General features: G+C 71.6%; 21 protein-coding genes. 13 read left to right on the top strand and 8 right to left on the bottom strand.

Annotated features, from left to right (window positions below; genetic code table 11):
* Positions 1-90: 90 nt before the first annotated feature.
* Positions 91-1,539 (top strand): OFA family MFS transporter, encoded by a 1,449-nt coding sequence (locus NIE111_RS18885; protein ID WP_238685649.1) that lies wholly within the window; start codon positions 91-93, stop codon positions 1,537-1,539.
* On the top strand, positions 1,536-1,661 hold the full coding sequence (locus tag NIE111_RS32070) for an MFS transporter small subunit (protein WP_266302508.1): 126 nt from the start codon (positions 1,536-1,538) through the stop codon (positions 1,659-1,661). The genes NIE111_RS18885 and NIE111_RS32070 overlap by 4 nt, the downstream gene beginning before the upstream one ends.
* Before the next feature lie 64 nt (positions 1,662-1,725).
* Here NIE111_RS32070 and NIE111_RS18880 read toward each other — a convergent pair whose 3' ends face one another.
* Positions 1,726-2,454, bottom strand: coding sequence for an SDR family oxidoreductase (locus tag NIE111_RS18880; protein ID WP_238685648.1), 729 nt, complete (start codon positions 2,452-2,454; stop codon positions 1,726-1,728).
* Positions 2,455-2,542: 88 nt separating this feature from the next.
* On the opposite strand from NIE111_RS18880, the gene NIE111_RS18875 reads away from it, so the two are divergent.
* The 3 genes from NIE111_RS18875 (at position 2,543) to NIE111_RS18865 (ending at position 4,650) form a co-directional block, all read left to right on the top strand.
* On the top strand, positions 2,543-3,376 hold the full coding sequence (locus NIE111_RS18875; protein ID WP_238685647.1) for a patatin-like phospholipase family protein: 834 nt from the start codon (positions 2,543-2,545) through the stop codon (positions 3,374-3,376).
* Between the two features lie 45 nt (positions 3,377-3,421).
* The gene (locus tag NIE111_RS18870) at positions 3,422-3,883 is read left to right on the top strand and encodes a peroxiredoxin (protein WP_308193706.1); all 462 of its coding nucleotides are present in this window, start codon (positions 3,422-3,424) and stop codon (positions 3,881-3,883) included.
* An 83-nt stretch (positions 3,884-3,966) separates the two neighbouring features.
* Complete coding sequence (locus NIE111_RS18865) at positions 3,967-4,650, top strand: hypothetical protein (RefSeq protein WP_238685646.1); 684 nt, start codon at positions 3,967-3,969, stop codon at positions 4,648-4,650.
* A 6-nt stretch (positions 4,651-4,656) separates the two neighbouring features.
* On the opposite strand, the gene NIE111_RS18860 is transcribed toward NIE111_RS18865, so the two are convergent.
* Positions 4,657-5,109, bottom strand: a complete 453-nt coding sequence (locus NIE111_RS18860; RefSeq protein WP_238685645.1) for a MarR family winged helix-turn-helix transcriptional regulator — start codon at positions 5,107-5,109, stop codon at positions 4,657-4,659.
* Positions 5,110-5,206: 97 nt separating this feature from the next.
* Between NIE111_RS18860 and NIE111_RS18855 the strand changes: the two genes are divergently transcribed.
* Positions 5,207-5,659, top strand: a complete 453-nt coding sequence (locus tag NIE111_RS18855; protein WP_238685644.1) for a winged helix DNA-binding protein — start codon at positions 5,207-5,209, stop codon at positions 5,657-5,659.
* Between the two features lie 101 nt (positions 5,660-5,760).
* Here the strand turns inward: NIE111_RS18855 and NIE111_RS18850 are convergent, their stop codons facing one another.
* From NIE111_RS18850 to NIE111_RS18830, 5 genes are all read right to left on the bottom strand, one after another.
* Positions 5,761-6,690 (bottom strand): CU044_5270 family protein, encoded by a 930-nt coding sequence (locus NIE111_RS18850; RefSeq protein ID WP_238685643.1) that lies wholly within the window; start codon positions 6,688-6,690, stop codon positions 5,761-5,763.
* On the bottom strand, positions 6,687-7,271 hold the full coding sequence (locus NIE111_RS18845; RefSeq protein ID WP_238685642.1) for an RNA polymerase sigma factor: 585 nt from the start codon (positions 7,269-7,271) through the stop codon (positions 6,687-6,689). Before NIE111_RS18845 ends, NIE111_RS18850 begins: the two co-directional genes overlap by 4 nt.
* 64 nt (positions 7,272-7,335) lie before the next feature.
* Complete coding sequence (locus NIE111_RS18840) at positions 7,336-8,529, bottom strand: GNAT family N-acetyltransferase (protein ID WP_238685641.1); 1,194 nt, start codon at positions 8,527-8,529, stop codon at positions 7,336-7,338.
* 155 nt (positions 8,530-8,684) lie between these two features.
* Complete coding sequence (gene cydB, locus NIE111_RS18835) at positions 8,685-9,683, bottom strand: cytochrome d ubiquinol oxidase subunit II (RefSeq protein ID WP_238685640.1); 999 nt, start codon at positions 9,681-9,683, stop codon at positions 8,685-8,687.
* 14 nt (positions 9,684-9,697) lie between these two features.
* Positions 9,698-11,110 carry a cytochrome ubiquinol oxidase subunit I gene (locus NIE111_RS18830; RefSeq protein ID WP_238685963.1) on the bottom strand — a complete coding sequence of 471 codons (1,413 nt, stop codon included), beginning with the start codon at positions 11,108-11,110 and terminating at the stop codon, positions 9,698-9,700.
* A 152-nt stretch (positions 11,111-11,262) separates the two neighbouring features.
* Here NIE111_RS18830 and NIE111_RS18825 point away from each other — a divergent pair, with 152 nt between their 5' ends.
* The 7 genes from NIE111_RS18825 to NIE111_RS18795 all read left to right on the top strand — a co-directional run bounded on the left by NIE111_RS18825 (position 11,263) and on the right by NIE111_RS18795 (position 17,431).
* Complete coding sequence (locus NIE111_RS18825) at positions 11,263-12,036, top strand: lysophospholipid acyltransferase family protein (RefSeq protein WP_238685639.1); 774 nt, start codon at positions 11,263-11,265, stop codon at positions 12,034-12,036.
* Positions 12,037-12,092: 56 nt separating this feature from the next.
* On the top strand, positions 12,093-12,668 hold the full coding sequence (locus tag NIE111_RS18820) for a TetR/AcrR family transcriptional regulator (RefSeq protein WP_238685638.1): 576 nt from the start codon (positions 12,093-12,095) through the stop codon (positions 12,666-12,668).
* 48 nt (positions 12,669-12,716) lie between these two features.
* Positions 12,717-13,676 (top strand): SDR family NAD(P)-dependent oxidoreductase, encoded by a 960-nt coding sequence (locus NIE111_RS18815; protein WP_238685637.1) that lies wholly within the window; start codon positions 12,717-12,719, stop codon positions 13,674-13,676.
* 59 nt (positions 13,677-13,735) lie between these two features.
* Positions 13,736-14,311 (top strand): hypothetical protein, encoded by a 576-nt coding sequence (locus NIE111_RS18810; protein WP_238685636.1) that lies wholly within the window; start codon positions 13,736-13,738, stop codon positions 14,309-14,311.
* 170 nt (positions 14,312-14,481) lie between these two features.
* Entirely contained in the window at positions 14,482-15,249 is a 768-nt protein-coding gene (locus NIE111_RS18805) for a glycerophosphodiester phosphodiesterase family protein (protein WP_238685635.1), read from the top strand.
* 17 nt (positions 15,250-15,266) lie between these two features.
* Entirely contained in the window at positions 15,267-16,658 is a 1,392-nt protein-coding gene (locus NIE111_RS18800; protein ID WP_238685634.1) for an MFS transporter, read from the top strand.
* Positions 16,659-16,714: 56 nt separating this feature from the next.
* Complete coding sequence (locus NIE111_RS18795; protein WP_112586966.1) at positions 16,715-17,431, top strand: thymidine kinase; 717 nt, start codon at positions 16,715-16,717, stop codon at positions 17,429-17,431.
* Here NIE111_RS18795 and NIE111_RS18790 read toward each other — a convergent pair.
* Positions 17,398-18,549 carry a low temperature requirement protein A gene (locus NIE111_RS18790; protein WP_238685633.1) on the bottom strand — a complete coding sequence of 384 codons (1,152 nt, stop codon included), beginning with the start codon at positions 18,547-18,549 and terminating at the stop codon, positions 17,398-17,400. The genes NIE111_RS18795 and NIE111_RS18790 overlap by 34 nt on opposite strands.
* Positions 18,550-18,592 lie beyond the last annotated feature (43 nt).

Below are 18,592 nucleotides of genomic sequence, written 5' to 3'. Positions count from 1 at the left end.
CCGTCCGGCGACGGTGAGGTTTGCCGCTTACGAGTGCTGTGGGCACGTTGGGGGCGACGTTTCTCGTCCTCATCGGAGAGGAAGCAGCGCATGCTTTCCGCACTCGATCGTCGGCACACCGTCGCGCCGCCCGGCTACAGCCGGTGGCTCATCCCCCCGGCGGCGTTGGCCATCCACCTCTGCATCGGTCAGGTCTACGCGACCAGCGTCTACAAGAACTCCCTGATCGCCCACTTCGACACCAGCCAGACGGCGATCGGGGTGATCTTCAGCATCGCGATCGTGATGCTCGGGTTGTCCGCTGCGGTCGCCGGGACCTGGGTGGAGGCGAACGGGCCGCGTAAGGCCATGTTCGTCTCGGCCTGTTTCTGGGCGGCGGGTTTCCTGGTGGGCTCGTTGGGCATCGCCACGAAGCAGCTGTGGCTGCTGTACCTGGGCTACGGGCTGCTCGGCGGCATCGGGCTGGGCATCGGCTACATCTCCCCCGTCTCCACCCTGATCAAGTGGTTCCCGGACCGGCCGGGGCTGGCCACCGGGTTGGCGATCATGGGGTTCGGTGGTGGGGCGATGGTCGCCTCTCCCCTGTCGCGGCAACTGCTGTCGTTCTACGACGCCGGCTACGACCCGGCCAACGCGGGGTCGACCGCGTCGGGCAGCGCCCTGGTGTGGCTGTTCGTGACCCTCGGCCTGGGCTACTTCGTCATCATGATGTTCGGGGTGGCGAACGTGCGGGTGCCGGCGCAGGATTGGCGGCCGGCCGGCTTCGACCCGGCCAGTGTGGCGGCGAAGCCGCTGGTCACCACGGCGAACGTGTCGGCGGCGAACGCGGTGAAGACCCGCTCGTTCTGGCTGCTGTGGGTGGTGCTGTTCTGCAACGTGACCGCCGGCATCGGCATCCTGGAACAGGCCAGCCCGATGATCCAGGACTTCTTCCGCGACAACGGCACCTCGGCGGTGACCGTCGCGGCGGCCGGCGGGTTCGTGGGTCTGCTGTCGCTGTTCAACATGGCCGGGCGGTTCGTGTGGTCGTCCACCTCGGACATCATCGGCCGCAAACCGATCTACCTGGTGTACCTGGGTGTCGGCATGGTGCTCTACGCGCTGCTGGCGCTCGTCGGGCAGACCTCCACGGCCCTGTTCGTGCTGTTGGCGTGCGTGATCCTGTCGTTCTACGGCGGTGGCTTCGCGACAGTGCCGGCGTACCTGCGGGACCTGTTCGGCACCTTCCAGGTCGGTGCGATCCACGGTCGGCTGCTGACCGCGTGGTCGGCGGCGGGGATCGCCGGCCCGCTGATCGTCAACGGGTTCCTCGACGCGCAGGGCGAGCCGGGCTCGCTGACGGCCGCGGCGTACCGCCCGGCGTTGTTCACGATGGTGGCTGTGCTGGCCGTGGGCTTCGTGGCGAACCTGCTGGTGCGGCCGGTGCCGCAGGGCTACCACGAACCGTCGACGGAGCAGAGGGCGCAACAGGGCGCCGATGAGGACGCGGATCGGGACGTGGACGAGGACACGACGACGCAGAGGAGTGGTACGCGATGAGTGAGGACAGCCGACCCGGGCAGCAGACCCGGTTGTGGATCTCCTGGTTGGTGGTGGCGGCGCTGCTCGGCTACGGGGTCGCCCAGACCGTGGTGACCGCGGCGAAGCTGTTCACCCACTGAGCCGGATCCGGCGGTCTCCGACGGCGTGGACGCCCGGCGGGTTTCCGACCGGGTGGAGACGTGGTCAGAGGCCGCCGGAGACGCGCAGCACGGTCCCGGTGGCGTACGAGGCGTCCGGGCCGAGCAGCCAGGCGATGGCGGCGGCGATCTCGTCGGGTTCGCCGGCGCGGCCCAGCGGGATCCGACCGACGGCGGAGTCGGCGCGGTCGGGCACCCCGGAGTCGGCGTGGATGTCGGTGCGCACGATGCCGGGGGCCACGGCGTTGACCCGGATGCCCTTCGGGGCGAGTTCCTTGGCCAGGCCGACGGTCAGGGTGTCGGTGGCGGCCTTCACGGCGGCGTAGTGCACGTACTCCCCCGGGCTGCCGAGGGTCGCGGCCGCCGACGAGACGTTGACGATCGCCCCGCCGTCGGTGAGCCGGCGGGCGGCCTGCTGGGCGCAGAGGACGTAGCCGACGAGGTTGACGTCGACGACCCGGCGGAGGTCCTCGACGCGCAGCTCGGTGAACGGCCCGATGAGGCTGGTGACGCCGGCGTTGTTGACCAGGCCGGTGAGCGGGCCGAGCTGCGCGGCCGCGTCGAACAGGCTGTGCACCTGTTCGGGGTCGGTGGTGTCGGCGCGTACCGCGATGGCCTGTGCGCCGGCGGCCCGCAGGTCGGCCAGGACGGCGGTGGCGGCGGCCTCGTCGCGGCGGTAGCACAGGGCGACGTGGTGACCGGCGGCGGCGAGCCGGCGGGCGGTGGCCGCGCCGATGCCCCGGCCACCGCCGGTGACGAGGGTGACGGGTGCCACTGTGCCTCCCGGGGAGTCTGACCGCTGCGCGATGGTCGTGCCGACGCTACCGTGACCGGCGCGGGTCGGTCGTCGAGAGGAGGGTCACATGCAGCGGGCGTTGGTGCTCGGCGGTGGCGGGGTGACCGGGGTGGCCTGGGAGTTGGGGCTGCTGGCCGGGTTGGTCGAGCGGGGCGTGCCGGTCACCGAGGCGGATCTGGTGGTGGGTACGTCGGCGGGTTCGATGGTCGGCGCGCAGGTGTGCTCCGGGTTGCCCGTCGAGCGTTTCTACGCCGAGCAGTTGGCGCCGCCGTCGAGTGAGCTGGCGGCACGGTTGGGCTTCGCGACGCTGGCGCGGCTGATCTGGGCCGGTGGGCGGACCCGTGACGCGGTGCGTTCGCGGGCCCGCATCGGGGCGATGGCGGTGGCGGCGCGTACCCAGTCGGAGGCGTCGCGACGGGCGGTGATCGAGGCCCGTCTGCCGGACCGGGAGTGGCCGCGGCGGCGGCTGCTGGTCACGGCGGTGGACGCGTCGTCCGGTGAGTTCGTGGTGTTCGACAGCGACAGCGGGGTGTCCCTGGTGGACGCGGTGGGCGCGAGTTGCGCGGTGCCCGGGGTGTGGCCGCCGGTGACGATCGGCGCACGCCGCTTCGTCGACGGTGGAATGCGTTCGAGCGTGAACGCGGACCTGGCGGCGGACGCGCGCAGGGTGCTGGTGCTCGCGCCGACGTCGGCGGCGTTCGGGCCGATGCCACGACTGTCGGCGCAGGTGGACGCGTTGCGGGCGGCCGGGTCGCGGGTGGTGGTGCTGACGCCGGACGCGGCGGCGCGCACGGCGATCGGCCGCAACGTGCTGGACCCGGCTCGGCGCGCGGGCGCGGCGCGGGCCGGGCGGGCCCAGGCCGACGTGGTGGCCGACGAGGTGGCGGCGATCTGGGCGTGATCGCTTACGCTCACCGCGCTGTCGATCAGACGATGGAGGTGCGCGGTGGCGGGTGTGGGTGTCGGCGACGTGGTGCAGGATTTCGAGCTGCTGGATGAGACGGGCACGCCGCGGCGGCTGTCGGAGTTCGTGGCGGCCGGGCCGGTGGTGCTGTTCTTCTACCCGGCGGCGATGACCCGGGGGTGCACGGCGGAGAGTTGCCACTTCCGTGACCTCGCGGCGGAGTTCACGGCGTTGGGCGCGACGCGGGTGGGCATCAGCCGCGACCCGGTGGCGAAGCAGGCCGAGTTCTCGAAGCTGCACGGCTTCGACTATCCGCTGCTGTCGGACGCTGACGGCGCGGTGGCGCAGCAGTTCGGCGTCAAGCGGCGGGTGCCGCTGGGGCCGTTGAGCATGAAGCGGATGACGTTCGTCATCGGCACGGACCAGCGGGTCATCGAGGTGATCCACAGCGAGGTCAGCATGAACGAGCACGCCGACCGGGCGCTGCGGGCGCTGGGCGGCTGAGCGGGCGTGAGCCCCGTGAGGCGGGTGTCGCAGTCGGCTGGTATCAAGACAGCAATCAAACAGGTGTACGGAAGAGGGTTGTGATGGATGCCGGCCAGGGTTTGTCCACTAGCGAGGTGCAGAGCATCCGGGAGTCGTTGGCGGCCGGGCGTAAACCGCGGGTGGTGTTCACCGCGGCGGCGGGGCAGATCGCCGGTCAGGTCGGTCAGGTGATCGAGCTGACCGACCCGGAGGTGTCCGACGAGTTCGTGGTGGTGCGCTTCGGTCGCGACGAGTTGCCGTTCTCCCCCGCCGACCTGGCCGTGGCGCCCAAGGGCGTCACTCGCCGGGTGGTGGAGCCGAAGCCGGAGGCCGAGCCCGAGCCGCCGGCGGTGGCCGCGCCGGAGTTCGTGTTGGACATGCCGCGGGTGCCCGCGCAGCGACAGGAGGAGCCGAAGGTGGAGCAGACCGAGAAGCCGCCGGCGCGGCGGGCGGTCAAGGCCGTCAAGCCGAAGGGCCCCGCGGGCCTCACCGTGACCTTGGCGTACGCCGACGGTGAGTGGACCGTCGCCGCGCAGCAGGGCAGCAAGGCACTGGCGAAGCCGTACGTGGTGAAGCCGGCGGAGGCGTTGAAGATGGTGGCCCTGGTCGACGTGCCGGGGGTGCAGGAGGCGGTGGAGCAGATCCTGGGCACCGAGCGGGCCGAGGCGGAGCAGCAGGCCGACAAGCTACGCGCCGAGCTGGCCGAGATCGAGGCCCGGCTGGCGGAGCTACGCGAGGCCCGCTGAGACGGGTCAGTGCCGGCTGTGGTGGTGCAGCAGTCGGGTGAGCAGTCGCGTCAACTGCTCGCGTTCGGTGGCCGACAGCGGGGCCAGCAGGTCGGCTTGGACGCGTTCGAGGGTCACGCCCATCCGGCGGGCCTCGTCGGCGCCGGCGTCGGTGGCGCTGATGACGTTGCGGCGGCGATCGGCCGGGTCGGGGGCACGCACCACGAGCCCTCGGCCGGCCAGGTCGTTGATGGCGGCCACCACGTCGCTGCGGTCGATGCCGCAGCGGCGGCCGAGGTCGGCCTGGCTCGCGGGCCCATCCTGGGCCAGGGTGGCCAGCAGGCGGTAGTGGTAGCCGCGGAGGTCGTGCGCGGCGAAGCCCTCGCTGAGCAGGCGGGCGGCGTGTCCGGCGGTCTGGTTGAGTAGCCAGCTCGGGGTGGTGCTGAGCCCGGCGGGTGACTGCGGGGCCGCGTTGTCCATGGGGCGAAGCCTAGCAGTAATCGTTGGTGCGACCCACGATCGGGTGTTACGTTGGCGGGACCAACGTTGGTTCAGCCAACGTATCGAAGGAGGCGTCATGTCCACCATCCCCGCCCTCAACGGCCAGGTCATCGGCCACGCCCACTACGCCACCCGGGCCCTGCTCGAACGGGCCATCAGCCCCCTCGGCGTCACGTTCAACCAGGTGGTCGCGCTGCACGTCCTCGCCCAGGGCCCGGTCGAACGCGCACACCTCACGCACCGGGTCACCAACACGCTCAAGATCGACGAGTCGGCCGTGCGCCAGGTGGTCGACCAACTCGTCGACGCCGACCTCGCGCGGGCCGACGGCGCGGCCGGAGGCGACGAACCGCGGCTGACGCTCACCGACACCGGTCGCGCCACGCAGCGCGGCGTCGTCGCCGCCGTCGCCGACCTCAGCGCCCGGCTGTACGCGGAGATCCCCGCCGACGAGGCCAGGACGGCAGCGCGGGTGCTCACCATCGTCACCCAGCGCGCGAACGCCGAGCTGGCGGTGATCCCGGCCTGACCGCGCCGAGGCCGTGTTGGCGGTGACCGGCCTGACTGCACGCCGCAACCGGGCGACCGGCGCCCAGGACGGTGAGCCCTGGGGCCGGCCGCCCGGAGCACCTAGCGCGCCGGGCGCTGCCCGAGCTCCGACACCACGGCCCGTTGCAGCACCGCGGTCGTGCCCAGCACCGTTCCGGCCGGCCCGTCGTCGGTGTCCGCCACGAGATAGCTGCGCTCACCGAGGTAGTCGAAGGTCTGCTCGTCGAAGATCCACTCGTCGCGGCGGCTCCGCTCGGTGTGCGCGACCGCTATCCCCCGCCGCCCGGCCGCGTCGGCGACCCCGCGCACCACCTCGACCCCGGGGATCTTCGCCGCGGCCCGGTAGAGCGCGGCGCTGGTGGCCGGCGGCACCAACGACTCGCGCAGGATGTCGCCGATCGCGGTGAACGCCGCGCCGTCGCGGCTGTTGCCCCGGCCCCGCTGCTGGCGTTCCCGGTACAGCTTCGCCAGCAGGGCGTCCGGGTCCTCGGGCAGGTCGACCAGCGCCGCGTTCGGCGTCACGTCCGTGAGCGTCTCGCGCTGCGGGATCACACCGATGATCGGCGCGTGGAAGAACGGCTGCCGCAGCAGGCCGTCACCCCGCTCGTGCCGCGGGATCCAGATCTCCCGCTCGTGCACCGGTCGAAGCCGCGCCGGGCCGTCACCGAGCTCGGCGAACGCGCCCCGGCTCCTGATGTAGACGTACCCGCCCTCGCCGGAGGGTGGCCCCGGCTTGTCGGTGGCCACCGCGGCCATCCGGTTCAGCAGCAGTGACGCCCCGAGGCGTTCCCCCTGCTCGACCGGGACGATCAGTGGCGCGCTGTCGGGCGACCACGGCTGGGCGATCATCCCGGCCGCGACGGCGACGGTCAGGACGCCCGCCACGGGCGCGAGCACCCTCATCCGTGGCCGCCTCGACGGCCGCCGGATCTCGGTCAACAGATGATGCCGCAGTGCCTGTCGGCGCATCGCCGGCAGGGCCGGCACGGGCGGGGCGGTGGGCTCTGTCATCGGTACTCTCCCTGCTCGACGGGGGTCATCCGGGTGCCGGCCAACTCCTGCTGCGCCAGTGCTCGCAGCCGGGTCCGGGCCCGTGACAGCCGGGAGCGCACGGTCCCGACGGGTACGCCCAGCGCCTCGGCCGCCGCCGCGTAGTCCAGTTGCGACCACACGCAGAGCAGGAACACCTCCCGGTCGGCGCGGCGCAACGCCCGCAGTCCCGCCATCGCGGCGGCCACCTGGTCGGCGTCGTACATCCGGTCGACCACCGCGTCGGCGAAGTCCGGGACGGTGTCGCGTACCGGCAGCCGCCGCAACGCCTCCCGGTGCCGGCGCGCTGCCCGTCGGCGATTGCGCAGGACGTTGGTCGCGATCCCGAGCAGCCACGGCCGCAGGCTGTCCCCGTCCGGGCGCAGGGATTCGCGGATCCGCCACGCTTCGAGGAAGGTCAGCGACACCACGTCCTCGGCGTGCGCCGGATCGCTTCCGCTCCACAGCGCATGTCGATGAACCGCGTCGGCGTGCTCATCGAAGAGCTCGCCCAACGCATCGGTGTCTCCGGCCCGGATCCGGGCCCGCATCTCGGCTGTCACACCTGTATCTGTCCGCTGCCGACGTCGGGTTCCCACGTCGGAGGCGGAAACCGTCGGCAGCCGGTCAGAAGTAATCGAGCAACTGCGCGGGCCCGCCGGAGGCCAGGAGGTCGAGCGCGGCCGGGTCGACACCCGGGCTGTGGTGCAGCAGCCCGGCCTGCGCGACCGAGCGGGCCAGGGCGGCCCCGGCGTAGAGCAGGGCGAAACCGCGCACGTCCAACCGCAGGTCGGCCTCGCCGTCGACGCGGGTGAGCTCGGCGGCGCCGTCGGCGACGGTCAACCGCCAGGTGCCGCAGTTCCAGTCGGCGAGCGCGTCGGTGAGGCCGAAGTCGACAACACCCCGGGCGTGCGCGGGCCACCCCCGCGCGCTCACCGCGCGGGCGACGTCGACCGGTCGGTGCATCCACAGGTCCCGCTCGTGGTCACGGGCCGACTCCAACGGCAGGTAAACGCTGACCGCGTCCCCGTCGAGGGGGCACAGCCGCAGGGTCGGCGCGACGCTGGCCCAACTGCCGAGCACCCCGACGATCTCCCGGGCGGCCTCGGGGGTGACGGCCAGGGCCTCGTCGACGGTGAGCACGGAATCCGCGCCGTAACCCCGGCCCCGCTGCCAGGTGGCGTAGCCGACCAGGTCGCCGTCGGCCTCGACGAGGGTGAGACCGTCGCCGGGCAGACCCCCGTCGGCGGCGAAGAAGTCGAACAGCTCACCCCGGCGGGTCAGCATGCCGTTGCGGTACCGGGCGACGCGCTCGTACAGGTCGGCGACGGCGGGCAGGTCGACCACCGTGCCGGCCCGCACGGTGAGGTGCGACGCGGGCCGGTGCCGGGGCAGAGCGGCGGTGCTCAGATCGACGGTGCGCAGCACCCCGGCGGTCTCCCATCCGCAGGCCCGGTACGGGGCGGCGACGGTCGGATAGAGCGCGCTCACCGCCGCGCCACGCGCGTGGGCCCCGCGCAGCAGGGCGGTGAGCAGGGCACGGCCCACGCCCCGGCCCCGGGCCTCGGGGGCGACCGCCACCCCGGCCACGTCGGCTGCCGACACCGCCCGGCCCGACCACCACTGATCGTGGTGCAGGTCGACGGCCTTGCCGACGAGCCGACCGCTGTCGTCGAACGCGCCGTAACGGGTCAGTCCGGCGGGCGTGGCGGTGGCCTGCGCGGGCCGCTGCGGGTCGGAGCCGAACGCGAACCGGCCCAGCTCCCAGGCGGCGTCGAGGTCGTCGGCGGTGAGTTCGCGTACGTGCACGGTGGCGGGCATCGGCACACCGTAGCGACACGGCCGCGCACCTAAGGCCGATTTACTCACGGCATGATCAACTAGCCATGCGATCTTGCAGTTCCTGTCGCGGCATACGGGGCATTTCCACGCATCACGGCGACCGAAACTGCAAGATCGGCGGGGTGTCGAGTCGGTCAGTGCTGCGGGATGTTGGCCACGCCGATGCGCTTGCGGAACACCCAGTACGTCCAGCCCTGGTAGGCCAGCACGATCGGAGTGAAGATCACCGCCACCCAGGTCATGATCTTCAGGGTGTACGGGGTGGACGCGGCGTTGGTGGCCGTCAGCGTGCCGGCCGTGTCCAGGGTGGAGGGCAGCACGTTCGGGAACAGCGCAGCGAACAGCGTCGCCACCGCCAGACCGATCGCCACGGCGGTGCCGGTGAAGGCCCAGCCCTCCCGGCGTACCCGGGCGGCGGCTAGAGCACCGAGCAGGGCGAGGGCCGCACCGACGGCGAGCACGACGGCGGCCGCGCTGGAGCGGATGCTCAACGTCCAGGTCAGGAACCCGACCGAGAGCACGGCGGCACCCACACCCAGGCGCACGGCGAGCGCGCCCGCGCGCTCGCGGATGTCGCCGGTGGTCTTCAGGGCGAGGAACACCGCACCGTGGGTGAGGAACAGCGCGAGTGTGGTCGCGCCGCCCAACAGGGCGTACGGGTTGAGCAGGTTCAGCAGGCCGCCGACGTACTCGTGGTCGGCGTCCAGTGGCACGCCGCGCAGGATGTTGGCGAAGGCGACGCCCCACAGGATCGCCGGCAGCAGCGAGCCAACCACGATCGCCGCGTCCCACCGGCGCTTCCAGGACGCCTCGGGGCGCTTGTGCCGGTACTCGAACGCGACGCCCCGGGCGATCAGGGCCAGCAGGATCAGCAGCAGTGGCAGGTAGAAGCCGGAGAAGAGGGTCGCGTACCACTCGGGGAACGCGGCGAACATGGCGCCACCGGCGGTGATCAGCCACACCTCGTTGCCGTCCCAGACCGGGCCGATGGTGTTGATCAGGACGCGGCGTTCCCGGTCGTCGCGACCGAGCACGGGCAGCAGCATGCCGACGCCGAAGTCGAAGCCCTCCAGGATGAAGTACCCGGTGAACAGCACGGCGACGAGGAGAAACCAGATGGTGGTCAGTTCCACGATGGGCTCCGGGATCAGTAGGCGAAGGCGAGCGGGCGCTCGGCGTCGTCGGTGTCGTCGGTGGGGGGCTGCTCGCTGACGTCCGGCACGCCGGCCTTGGCGTAGCGCAGCAGCAGCTTGACCTCGATCACGGCGAGAGTGGCGTAGATCAGCGTGAAGGCGGTGAACGAGGTGAGCACCTCGGCCAGCGAGACGCTGCGGGACACCCCGTTGCGGGTGAGCATCTCGCCGAAGACGATCCACGGCTGCCGGCCCATCTCGGTGAAGATCCAGCCGAAGGAGTTGGCCAGCAACGGCAGCACCGGCATGGCCAGCCCGGCGCGCAGCAGCCATCTGCTGCTCGGGGTGCGGCCCTTGCGCTGGCTCCAGAGCACCAGCAGGGCGATCGCGCCGGCCGCCATCCCGAAGGCGATCATGAAGCGGAAGCTCCAGTAGGTGACCGGGATGATCGGGGTGTAGCTGCCCGCGCCGTACTGGGTGGCGTACTGGGCCTGCAGGTCGTTGATGCCGTGCACCGTGCCGTTCGGGTCGCCGGTGCCCAGGTACGACAGCAGGTACGGGATCTTGATGGCGAACACCTCGCGGCTGCCGTCCAGGCTGCCGATGGTCAGCACGGAGAACGAGGCGGGGCTCTCGGTGGTGTAGAGGCCCTCCGCGGCGGCCATCTTCATCGGCTGCACGTCCGTCATGATCTTGCCTTGGATGTCGCCGGTGAACAGCACGGCGGCGGAGGCGACCAGAACCACCCAGGAGCCGAACTTGGTGGCGAAGCGGTACGCGCCGGTGTCGGCGGAGTCGCGGTTGCGGATGACGTGCCACAGGCCGACGGCGACGATCAGCGACCCGGCGACCAGGAACGAGCCGGCCAGGGTGTGCGGGAAGGTGATCAGGGCGACCTTGTTGGTCAGCACGGCCGGGAAGTCGGTCAGCTCGGCGCGCCCGCTGTCGGGGTTGATCCGGTAGCCGACCGGGTTCTGCATGAACGAGTTCGCCGCGAGGATGAAGTACGCGCTGAGGTTGGTGCCGATCGCGGCGGCCCAGATGCTGGCCAGGTGCGCCCGTTTGGGCAGCCGGTCCCAACCGAAGATCCACAGGCCGATGAAGGTGGATTCGAGGAAGAACGCGACGAGCGCCTCGATGGCCAGGGGTGCGCCGAAGACGTCACCGACGAAGCGGGAGTAGTCGCTCCAGTTCATGCCGAACTGGAACTCCTGCACGATGCCGGTGACCACGCCCATGGCGAAGTTGATCAGGAACAGCTTGCCGTAGAACTTGGTGAGCTTCAGGTACCGCTCGTTGCCGGTGCGGTGCCACATCGTCTGCAGGATGGCCACCAGCACGGACAGGCCGATGGTCAGCGGCACGAAGAGAAAGTGGTAGACGGTGGTGACACCGAACTGCCAGCGGGCAACGTCCAACGCGTCCACCTGAAAACCCCCAGCCATTCGTACTACGAGACGTAGTAAATACTACTGCTCGTCGTAGACGGTTGGGTGGCCCGCACCCTCCCGGGGCCAATGACCCTGATCACCCGACCCGCCCTCGCGGCCCCGCCGGCGCGTGCGACGATGGCGCGCTGATGGACACCGCACACACCGCCTGGCAGCCCCCGCTGATCTGGCGCGCAGCCCTGCTACTGGCCCGGGGCCTGGTCGGCCTGCTCGCCCGCCTCGAGGTCACCGGCGACGTCCCGGCGCACCTGCGTCGCGGCCCGCTGGTGCTGGCCGCCAACCACATCAGCCCGTTCGACCCGGTGGTCATGGCCGCCGCCTGCCAGACTCGTGGCGTCGCGCCGCGGATCATGGCGACCGCCGGGCTGTTCCGCGTCCCGGTGTTCGGTGCCGCCATGCGCCACGCCGGACACATCCGGGTCGACCGGGGCACCAGTGCCGTGCACCGGGCCCTCGACGACGCCGCAGCGGCCGTCGCGCGCGGCTCGGTGATCCTCATCTACCCCGAGGGGCGCATCGGCCTGGACCCCGGCCTGTGGCCCGAACGCGGCAAGACCGGCGCCGCCCGCCTCGCCCTGGCCTGCGGCGCGCCGGTCGTCCCGGTCGCCCAGTGGGGCTCGCACGAGGTGTTGCCGTATCAGGCGCCGCGCGGAATGCTGCGCGGCATCGGCCGTTCGCTGTGGCGTCGACCGGTGATCCGGGTGCACTTCGGCACCCCCGTCGACCTGGGCGAGACGGCTGCCGCCAACCCCGGTGCGGCCCGTCGTGCCACCGGCCGCATCATCGACGCGCTCACCGACACCCTCGCCCCGCTGCGCCCCGACGAGCCGGACCTGCCCCGCCACGTCGACCCCGGCCGTCCCAGCGACCTCACCCGGGCGCACCGCCGCCGCTCGACCTGACGCCCACCCCGCGAACCTGTTAGACAACTTTTGGAAAATCGTCTAATCTGTCTACCGTGAGCACAGTAGAAGCGTCTGTCGAGGACCCGAAGCGCGCCGCCGTCCTGGCGGCGGCGGTAGCGGTGTTCGGGCGCTACGGCTTCCAGAAGACGTCGATGGAGGCGGTCGCCAAGGCGGCGGGCATCTCCCGGCCGGGCCTGTACCTGATGTTCCCCAACAAGGAGCAGTTGTACCGCGCCACCATGCAGGGCGTCATGGAGCGCGCCCAGCACGCCATGGAAGCCTGCCTCGCCGACCAGTCGACGAGCTTCGACGAGCGGGTCGTGGCCGGATTGGACGCCCTGATGGGCGCGTACATCGACACCCAGATGGCCCGCGATCTCAACGACCTGCTGGAGAACAGCGAGCCACAGTTGGGCTCGATGTTCCACGACTACCAGGTGCGGGCTCAAGCGGCCCTGCGAGCCCACATCGACGCCGTCGCCCCGGCCGGTCTGCTCGACGAGGGGCGGACCGCTGACGACGTCATGGACCTGCTCTTCTCCGCGGCGCTCACCTGGAAGTCGACCTCGACCTCCAGGGGCGAGTTCCGCGACCGGCTGCGCCGGGCTCTGCGGCTGCTGCACCGCTGACACACCCCTCACCGAACCGCCACGATCTCGCGCCTCTGGAGGCCCGAAATGTCACGAATCATCACCCCGTACTCGGCCCAGTCGACCGCCGCTGAGGTGATCGACGGCATCGACCTCACCGGCCGACGAGCCATCGTCACCGGCGGCGCGTCCGGGATCGGCCTGGAGACCGCCCGAGCGCTGGCCGACGCCGGCGCCGAGGTGACGTTGGCCGTACGCGACACCGCCGCCGGTGAGCGCGCCGCCGCCGACATCACGGCCGGCGGGGCACTTGGCAAGGTCCGGGTCGACCACCTCGACCTGGCCGACCGCGCCTCCATCGACGCCTTCGTGGCCGGCTGGACAGGCCCACTGCACATCCTGGTGAACAACGCCGGCATCATGGCCGTGCCCGAGCTGACCAGGACAGCCGACGGCTGGGAGGCGCAGTTCGCCATCAACCACCTCGGTCACGCCGCACTGACCCTGGGTCTGCGCGACGCGCTGGTCGCCGCGCACGGCGCCCGCGTCGTCGTCGTCAGCTCGTCGGCCCACCAGCAGTCCCCGGTCGTCTTCGACGACATCCACTTCACCACCCGCCCCTACGAGGCGTGGTCGGCGTACGGCCAGTCGAAGACCGCCACCATCCTGTTCACTGTCGCCCTGGCCAGGAAATGGGCCGCCGACGGCATCACCGCCAACGCCCTGCACCCCGGCGGCATCATGACCAACCTGCAACGCCACCTCGACGACGCGCAGCTGCGCTGGGTCGGCGCGCTCGACGAGCAGGGCAACCGCCTGGAGGTGCCGCCGGGCTGGAAGACCCCCCAGCAGGGCGCGGCCACCTCGGTCCTGCTGGCCGCCAGCCCCGAGGTCGAGGGTGTGACCGGCCGCTATTTCGAGGACGGCAACGAGGCCCCGGTCATCGCCGAGCGGGCCGACGGCCGCAGCGGCGTGCTCACGTACGCCCTCGATGACAGGGACGCCGACGTCCTCTGGGACGAGACGCTGCGGCTCCTGGGGCGCTGACCGGGTCGGCTCAGGTGCCCGGGCACCTGAGCCGACCCGGCGACGGGGACAATGATCACGTGTCGCGCCGCCCTCTCGTCCTCGTCGCAGTGGTACTCGTCGTCGTCGCCGGCATCGGCTACGCCGGGCTGCGGACGGCTCACCACCACGCCAAGGACCAGCGGGACCTCGCCGACCTGACGCGGTCGTCACCGTGGCCTCGCGATCAGCTGCTGATCCCCGACGAGGTGACCCGCTCCGGCGCCGTCGGCTGGCTGGAACGTGGCGGCCTGGACGTCGCCTACCCGCTGCACACCGCCGACGGCCGCGCCGTGCCAGTGCTCTGGCGGTTGCGCGTGCCGCACCCCGCGAGCGGGCTACCCGACGGCGTCGACTGCGGCTCGCCACGGCTGCGCACCTGCACCGACCTGGGCGGCGGGAGCACGCTGATCGTGACCCACGAGACCGACAACAGTGACCCGTCCATCGCGCTCTACCGCACCGAGGGCGCCACCGTACGGGCGGTCGAGGTGCAGGGGCCGGACCCGGTCGGCGTCGACGAGTTGACAGCCGCGCTCACCCGCGCCCACCGGCCCAGCGACGCCGAACTGCTGGACCTGCTGCGCCACGACGGCCACCAGACCGACTGGAGTTGACCGCACCCTCTCGCGATCGTGCACTTGCTGTCCCGACACAAGGAACGTTCCACGCGTATCCGCGACCGAAACTGCAAGATCGGCGCGGTGGGGGTGGCAGCCGGCGCCACGGGCCTGATTTTCGCCGGCAGGCCATCCGCGCTCCACCAACCGAGGGCATACTGCGTCGCGTGTTGACCCGATTCGGTTACCTCGACGCGCCCGCGCCGCTGGCGTTCGCCCACCGTGGCGGCGCCGCCGAGGGCGACGAGAACACCACCGAGGCGTTCGCCCGGGCCATCGGGCTCGGCTACCGGTACGTGGAAACCGACGTGCACGCCACAGCGGACGGCGTCGCGGTGATCTTCCACGACCCGACGCTGCTCCGGGTCACCGGTGAGGCGGGCCGCATCGCCGACATGAGCTGGGCCGACCTCGCCTCGGTACGCGTCGGCGGCGCTGCCGTCGTACCCCGGCTCGACGAGGTGCTCGGCGCCTGGCCGCAGGTCCGCTTCAACATCGACGTGAAGGCCGACAGCGGCGTCGCGCCGACGGTCGCTACCGTGACCCGGGCCGGCGCCGGCGACCGGGTGCTGCTCGCCTCGTTCAGCGACGCCCGGCTGACCCGGCTGCGCGCGCTCACCGAAGGGCGCGTCGCCACCAGCCTCGGCATGCGTGGGGTCGCCCGGCTTCGGCTCGCCTCCCTGCACGGACGCCCGCTGCGACTGCCCCCGTCGGTGGTCGCCGCGCAGGTGCCGCCACGCTACGGGCGGGTGCCGGTGGTGGACCGCCGGTTCCTCGACTACTGCCACCGCATCGGCCTGCAGGTGCACGTCTGGACGATCGACGAACCCGCCCAGATGCACGACTTACTGGATCGTGGCGTGGATGGCATCATGACCGATCACGTCGGCGTGCTGCGCGACGTCTACCGCAGCCGCGGCCACTGGGCCGCCTGACCATCGAAGGACCCCCGATGGCCGAGACCGTGAACCCCACGGTGGACGACACCCCGCCTCCGGCGAGCACCCGCCGGGAACGCAGGGGCTGGTACATCTACGACTGGGCCAACTCCGCGTTCCAGACCACCGTGATCACCGTGTTCCTCGGCCCGTTCCTGACCACCGTCGCCGAGTTGGCGGCCGGCTGCGAACTCGGCGCGGACTCCTGCGACGGCTCCGTCTACCCGCTGGGCATCAAGATCGCCGCCGGGTCCTACTACCCGTACCTGATCTCGCTGTCGGTGTTCCTCACCGTGTTCGTGCTGCCGGTCATCGGGGCGATCGCCGACCGGTCGGCGCACAAGAAGCGGCTGCTCGGCGGCGCCGCGTTCACCGGCGCCGGCGCCACCATCGCGATGGCCTTCGTCACCGGCGACCGCTATCTGCTCGGCGGGGCGCTCTTCCTGGTCGCCAACATCTCCTTCGGCGCCGCGATCGTGGTCTACAACTCGTTCCTGCCGCAGCTCGGCGGCCCCGACGAACGCGACGGCATCTCCAGTCGCGGCTGGGCGCTGGGCTACCTCGGCGGCGGCCTGCTGCTGGCCCTCAACCTCGTCGCGATCACCCTGCTCGACGAGGGCGACAACCCGCAACGCACCCTGGACCTGGCCCGCTGGTCGATCGTGTCCGCCGGCGTGTGGTGGGCGTTGTTCACCCTGGTGCCGCTGCGGTGGCTGCGCGAGCGCCCCAGCGTCGCGGCCCTGGCCAGCGGCGGCAACGTGCTCACCGACGGGTTCCGGCAACTCGCCCGCACCATGCGCGAGGTCAAGGCGTACCCGCTGACGCTGTACTTCCTGCTGGCTTTCCTGGTCTACAACGACGGCATCCAGACCGTCATCACCCTGGCCAGCCAGTACGGCACCGAAGAGCTGCGCCTGGAGCAGAGCACCTTGATCATCACGATCCTGCTGGTGCAGTTCCTCGCCTTCGGCGGCGCGTTGAGCCTGGGCGCGCTGGCCAAGCGCATCGGCGCCTGGAAGACGGTGCTGCTCAGCCTGGTGCTCTGGACCGGTGTGATCATCGCCGCGTTCCGGCTTCCCGCCGAGGCGCCGCTGCCGTTCATGGTCCTCGGCGCGGCCATCGGCCTGGTCCTCGGCGGCAGCCAGGCGCTGAGCCGGTCGCTGTTCAGCCAGCTCATCCCGGCCGGCAAGGAAGGCGAGTACTACGGCTTCTACGAGATCAGCGACAAGGGCACCAGCTGGCTCGGGCCGCTCGCCTTCGGCCTGGTGTTCCAGCTCACCTCCTCCTACCGGGTGGGCCTGGTCTCACTGCTGATCTTCTTCGTGGTCGGGTTCCTGCTCCTCGCCGCCGTGCCGATCCGCCGGGCCATCGTGGCCGCGGGCAACACCCCACCCCGGGTGCTCTGAGCACGCGTCCCGCGCCCGACAGATCAGATGCGGTCGATCAGCTAGGCTGCCCGACCGTGACCGACGACGCCGCCACCGCCCCGACCTGCCTGGCCCACCCGTTCCCCGGCCAGCCGCACGCCCCGGCCGGGTGCGCGGCCGCGCGCGGGCTCGACGGGCGTCCGGTGCACGCGGCGGCGTTGAAGTTCTTCTGGGGGCCGATGGACTGCGGCAAGTCCACGATGGCGTTGCAGATGAACTACAACCACGCCCGGCAGGGTCGGCGCGGGCTGGTCACCACCCGCATCGACCGGTCGCTGGGACCGCAGGTCACCACCCGCATCGGCCTGGCCCACGAGGCCATCGAGGTCACCGACGACCTGGACCTGCGGGCCCTGGTCCGCGGCCGGTGGGCCGACGGCGTACGCGTGGACTACCTGATCTGCGACGAGGCGTGCTTCTACACCGTGGAGCACGTCGAGCAGATGGCCGAGCTGGTCGACAGCTACGACGTCGACGTGTTCGCGTTCGGCCTGGCCACCGACTTCCGCTCGCGGCTGTTCCCCGCCGCGCAACGCCTGTTCGAGCTGGCCGACGAGGTGGCCCGCATCCAGGTCGAGGTGCTCTGCTGGTGCGGCCGCGAAGGGCTGCTCAACGCCCGCGTCGTCGACGGCCGGGTCGTCCGTGAGGGTGCCCAGGTCGTCATCGGCGACACCGTCGACACCGCCGAGGTGCGCTACCAGGTGCTCTGCCGCCGGCACTACCGCAGCGGCGACCTCGGCCCCCGCGACTGAGCGGCCCGCCGCGCCGACATTCGGTCAACCACGATCACCCCGACCGTGGTCAGCAGCGCCGCCCCGGCGGCCACCGCGATCGGCGCCCGCAACGCCACCGCCGCCGGGGACAGCGCGAGCAGCAGCAGCGTCGCCGCGACCCGGGCGACCACCCCGGCCTGACCGAGCGCCATCTCGTACGCGGCGTGCCCGGCCAGAAACAACGCGGGACCGCCCAGGACGACCAGCGCGCTCGCCCAGCCCACAGGTTCCCCGGGATCGTGCAGCAGCCGCTCGTCACCGACTGCCGTGACGACGATGCCGCCCACCATCACCGGGTGCAGATAGTTGAACACCAGCCGGGAGAGCCGCCCGGCCCGTTCACCCGCGGCCGCCAACGCCGCCATGCTGGCCTGCGCCCGGTCGAAGTACACCCACCACAGGGCCACCGAACCCGCGAACGCGAGGAGGAACGCGGCGATGGTCACCCGGTCCAACCGCTGCGTCAGCGTCCCACCGGTGATCAGGAGCGACTCCCCCAGCGCGATGAGGATGAACGCCTGACAGCGTTCGGCCAGGTGCCCGCCCTCCACCCGCCAGTGCTCCGGCCTGCTGCGCCCCATCCCGGGCACCGGAAACCCGGTCGCCAGCCCGATCGAGTCGACGACGATCACCGCGATCCAGATCAGCTCCCGGGCCGGGGCGTCCACCAGCCCGCCGACGACCGCCAGCGTCCCGGTACCGGCGATCCAGACGAAACACTGCCGGAAGCTGTCGCCGAGCCAGGGCTCACCCCGGATCGCCCACAGGGAGAAGGCCGTGCGACCCACCTGCACCGCCGCGTACGCGAGGGCGAAGAGCAGACCGTTGTCGCCGAAGGCGGTGGGCAGCGCGGCGGCGAGCAGCAGGCTGCCCAGCGTCACCACCAGCAGCGTGGCCCGCACGGGTGTCCGGTCCGGGTGCAGCCAGTTGCCCGCCCACACCGTGTAGATCCAGACCAGCCAGATCAGGCTCAGCAGCACCGCTGTCCGTCCGACGCCCTGCCAGCTGAGGTTCTCGGCCAGGTAGTGCGACAGCTGGATGATCGTGAAGACGTAGACCAGGTCGAAGAACAGCTCGGTGGAGGTGGTCCGCTCCACGCCCCGGCGCGGGCGCAGTAACTGCGGATGACGTGGACCGCGT

This window comes from Micromonospora hortensis (genome assembly GCF_022230935.1).
Lineage (GTDB): Bacteria > Actinomycetota > Actinomycetes > Mycobacteriales > Micromonosporaceae > Micromonospora > Micromonospora hortensis.
Note: the sequence above shows the minus strand (reverse complement) of the source record. Positions and strands in the feature narration are given on the sequence as shown.

Bases quoted from the DNA above. Each gene is read 5' to 3' on its own strand.
- NIE111_RS18885 (WP_238685649.1), top strand. From the start codon at position 91: ATGCTTTCCGCACTCGATCGTCGGCACACCGTCGCGCCGCCCGGCTAC.
- NIE111_RS18815 (WP_238685637.1), top strand. From the start codon at position 12,717: ATGTCACGAATCATCACCCCGTACTCGGCCCAGTCGACCGCCGCTGAG.
- NIE111_RS18800 (WP_238685634.1), top strand. From the start codon at position 15,267: ATGGCCGAGACCGTGAACCCCACGGTGGACGACACCCCGCCTCCGGCG.
- NIE111_RS18855 (WP_238685644.1), top strand. From the start codon at position 5,207: ATGTCCACCATCCCCGCCCTCAACGGCCAGGTCATCGGCCACGCCCAC.
- NIE111_RS18840 (WP_238685641.1), bottom strand. From the start codon at position 8,529: ATGCCCGCCACCGTGCACGTACGCGAACTCACCGCCGACGACCTCGAC.
- NIE111_RS18875 (WP_238685647.1), top strand. From the start codon at position 2,543: ATGCAGCGGGCGTTGGTGCTCGGCGGTGGCGGGGTGACCGGGGTGGCC.
- NIE111_RS18850 (WP_238685643.1), bottom strand. From the start codon at position 6,690: ATGACAGAGCCCACCGCCCCGCCCGTGCCGGCCCTGCCGGCGATGCGC.
- NIE111_RS32070 (WP_266302508.1), top strand. From the start codon at position 1,536: ATGAGTGAGGACAGCCGACCCGGGCAGCAGACCCGGTTGTGGATCTCC.
- NIE111_RS18860 (WP_238685645.1), bottom strand. From the start codon at position 5,109: ATGGACAACGCGGCCCCGCAGTCACCCGCCGGGCTCAGCACCACCCCG.
- NIE111_RS18825 (WP_238685639.1), top strand. From the start codon at position 11,263: ATGGACACCGCACACACCGCCTGGCAGCCCCCGCTGATCTGGCGCGCA.
- NIE111_RS18865 (WP_238685646.1), top strand. From the start codon at position 3,967: ATGGATGCCGGCCAGGGTTTGTCCACTAGCGAGGTGCAGAGCATCCGG.